This is a genomic window from Micromonospora sp. NPDC048040 (assembly GCF_055587185.1).
The window spans coordinates 1-3,035 of the sequence record NZ_JBVJGT010000131.1; the positions used below are offsets into that span (position 1 = coordinate 1).

Genomic DNA, 3,035 nt, shown 5'->3' on the forward strand with positions numbered 1-3,035 from the left:
CACCACCCGGACAGCCTGACGACACCACGCCGCCCGGACCAGCACCCCGCGCGGCGCGTCGTCACGGGGCAAACGTTGCCTGATGCGGCACTAGGACATCCCACCGTATCGACTTTCGCGAGTCCGACGCCGCCTCGACCGTCACGCCTTTGGTTACCTGCCTCGCCCGTCCGTTTACCCACGGTAACGAGGCGTAGGAGACCGACGCGCACGGTCGGCGGCATGAGTAGCCCTGTGTCAAGCGGCGGAGGCGAGGACGGCCTGCAGCGCTCGGTGGCGGGTGGGGTCGTAGGCGACGCGGTCTTGCCAGCAGCGCCAGATCACGTGCAGCCAGGCGCGGGCGAGGATTCGAGTGGCGTGGGGGTGGTCATGGCCTCGAGCCCGGGCCCGCCGGTAGAGGTCGGCGGCCCAGGGGTTTGCGTGGTGGGAGTCGCCGGCGAAGTCGATGACCGCTGCGCGGAGTTGTTTGTCGACGGCCCAGCGAAAGCCGACGACTTTTACCTTCCCGGACTGCCTGGTCGAGGGCGCGGCGCCGGCCAGGCAGGTGAGTGCCTCCGGCGTCGGGAAGCGGCCGCGGGCGTCGCCGATCTCCGCCAGAAGCCGGGCTGCTCGTACGATCCCTGCTCGGGGCAGGGACGTGAACACTGCCGCGTCGGGATGCTGCAGCAGTTGGAGTTCGATCTGCTCCTCCAGCGCGTTGATCTGTTCCCGCAGGGCGGTGAGCCCGGCCACCAACGCAGCGGTGACGTGCGCTCGGGCGGTGGCTTCAGGACCGGTGGTCCCGCGGGTAGCCGCAACCAGGTGGGCGTGCAGCAGCCCGGCTCGTGCCGGGTTGGGGTAGGAGACGGTGCGCAGCCAGTTCTGCAGTCTGCGTGGCGACAGCCAGTCGACCTTGTCCTGGGTCGGGAACCGGGTGAGGAAGCTCAGGGTGATGGCGGAGTCGATGTCGCGGAACAGCCCGATCGCGCCGGGCAAAACGTGTTCGAGGTGGGCGCGGAGCTGATTGGCCATCGCGACGCGGGCGGCGATGAGGTCCTTGCGGGCGCGGACGGTCATCCGCAAGGTGAGTGTCGCGGGAGAGTCGACGGTGAGGGGACGCAGGCGATGGTGGTCGGTGCGGACGGTGTCGGCCAGGACGTAGGCATCGAAGCGGTCGTCCTTGTTGCCGGCTGCGCCGTAGCGGCGGCGCAGGTGCTTGATCTGGTTCGGGGCGATCACGAAGACCGTGAGCCCCGCGTCGAGGAGGGTCTCGACGATGGGCCCGTCGGGGCGTTCGATACCGACCTCGAGCACAGCGGCTTGCTGCAGGCATCGCAGCAGTTTCCGCAGGCCCGCAGCGGTGTGCTCGACGAGCATCCGTTGAACCTCGACACCGTCGGGGCCGACGATCGCGAGGGCGTGCTCGGTACTGGCCCAGTCGATGCCCGCAGTGGGTCGACGCATCGACCGGTGGTGTCCGACACTCATAGTGTCCTCCTTGCTGTTGCAGCAGCAGGTGGGCACCCAGTGGTCTCAGGACACGCAAGCCGGTCGCTCACTGATCGGCGCTCGACGGCGCGCAGCCCTGTCGCCAGTCATACGTGCCCTGGGACCACCGGGCCCCGCGGAACTCATGCCGGACCTTTCACGGTCGAGCGGACGAGGCGGTGGCCCGGTGGGGACCAGGTGCGCCGACGACCCGAGATCGCCGGCACCAGACACGGTGCCCGACGAGACCGCCGACAGGAAGAGTCTGCGCAGTGAGCGTGCGCATGCCGCTGTGCTCGTTCAGTTATCTGTGGCGCCTGACAAGCGTTGCTGCTAACCGCCCCGGATAGGGGGCACCGCAAAGGGATCCGCGGGAAGGAAGCAGCCATAGTCCTGCAGTGGCTGCGGATCGTCGAGTACCACCTGTTGCAGCCAACCGGCGGGTGACAGACCGTCCGGCCGGTCGCTGACCCGAGTGCCAGGCAGGAGTCCACCGATGCCGACTGCCTCGCCGTCCACGGCGTCGGCGGCGAGGGCTCCGTCCCGATCTAGCAAGGCATATACAGCGTCGTGAACGTCGGCCACCACCTCGGCTGCCTCGGCGCCGGTAAGACCCGGGTGACGGTCGCGCAGCGCCTGCCGCGCTGCGGCCAAGAACCGGTCCGGGTCCACCACGACGACATCGCGTCGTGTCCGGATGCTGATCGTCATGCCCGCCTTCGGTGCCACGGCGCCCGTCATACCGGGAGGGTAGGCCCAAGGGGCCGGCCGGCGGCCGAAGGCAGTGACACCACCTCGATCGATGCCCGCTCATCGACAGATCCGTGCACCGCCGGGGCAAGCGACCTTCATCAGCGTTCACGCAGAGTGACTTGGCGCTGTGTTGATATCGCGGCCTCAGCCACGGACTGGCCAGCCGTCGCTTGAGAACCGGCGTCGACCGGTCGTTTGCTCGACTGTCACGTAGCGCGCCATGGGCGGTTGAAGCTGCTCTCGCAGCTCGGCGACCTGCCGGGTGAGTTCTTTGGTTGCGGCGGTGCGCCGCCTCAAGGCGGCGGACCAGGCTGGCCTCGGTGGTGCGCTGGTGGGTGGGAACGGCGACCTGGTGGAGCGGTTGTTGATGTGCGGGCCCAGAGGGCTCCTGACCGTGAATCGCATGGAGCCAGTTCTCGCGGGACACGTAGTCCAGCGGCGCACTGCCCCTGGGCGCCCCGGTCAGCGGCAGAGTCGGAACAACTCGCCCTGCTGCGGATTTGGTCGACCGGCGCCGCTCCCTCGGCGAAGACCACACCCGGATGGTCTCAGAAGGTAACGTGTCCCTCCCGGGGCTGCTGTCCCGTCACGTCCAGTCGTGACGTACGGCGTACCAAGCGAGCTGCATCCGGCTCTGAGCTCCGGCCAGATCCATCAGGTGGCGCAGGCGGCGTTGCAGGGTTCGCAGGGAGAGGTCGAGCTGGGTGGCGACCGCCTGGTCCCTGTCTGTCAGGGTGAGTTGAGGCCAGCGGCTCATAGCAAGTCCGCCGGACAGGGCGAGTTCAGGATCGAGAAGCGTTGAATGCTGCTGTTGA

Annotated in this window: 2 protein-coding genes and 1 pseudogene; all 3 read right to left on the reverse strand. The window is 68.5% G+C overall.

Annotated elements, in window-relative coordinates:
• Positions 1-237: 237 nt before the first annotated feature.
• Entirely contained in the window at positions 238-1,467 is a 1,230-nt protein-coding gene (locus ACZ6O2_RS36405) for an IS110 family RNA-guided transposase (RefSeq protein WP_466026203.1), read from the reverse strand.
• 333 nt (positions 1,468-1,800) lie between these two features.
• Positions 1,801-2,208, reverse strand: a complete 408-nt coding sequence (locus ACZ6O2_RS36410; RefSeq protein ID WP_466026204.1) for a hypothetical protein — start codon at positions 2,206-2,208, stop codon at positions 1,801-1,803.
• A gap of 598 nt (positions 2,209-2,806) precedes the next feature.
• Positions 2,807-3,035: pseudogene (locus ACZ6O2_RS36415) on the reverse strand (hypothetical protein); the annotation flags it as partial.

What these genes read in the sequence shown, in the direction of transcription:
- ACZ6O2_RS36410 (WP_466026204.1), bottom strand. Translation starts at nt 2,208, where the DNA reads ATGACGGGCGCCGTGGCACCGAAGGCGGGCATGACGATCAGCATCCGG.
- ACZ6O2_RS36405 (WP_466026203.1), bottom strand. Translation starts at nt 1,467, where the DNA reads ATGAGTGTCGGACACCACCGGTCGATGCGTCGACCCACTGCGGGCATC.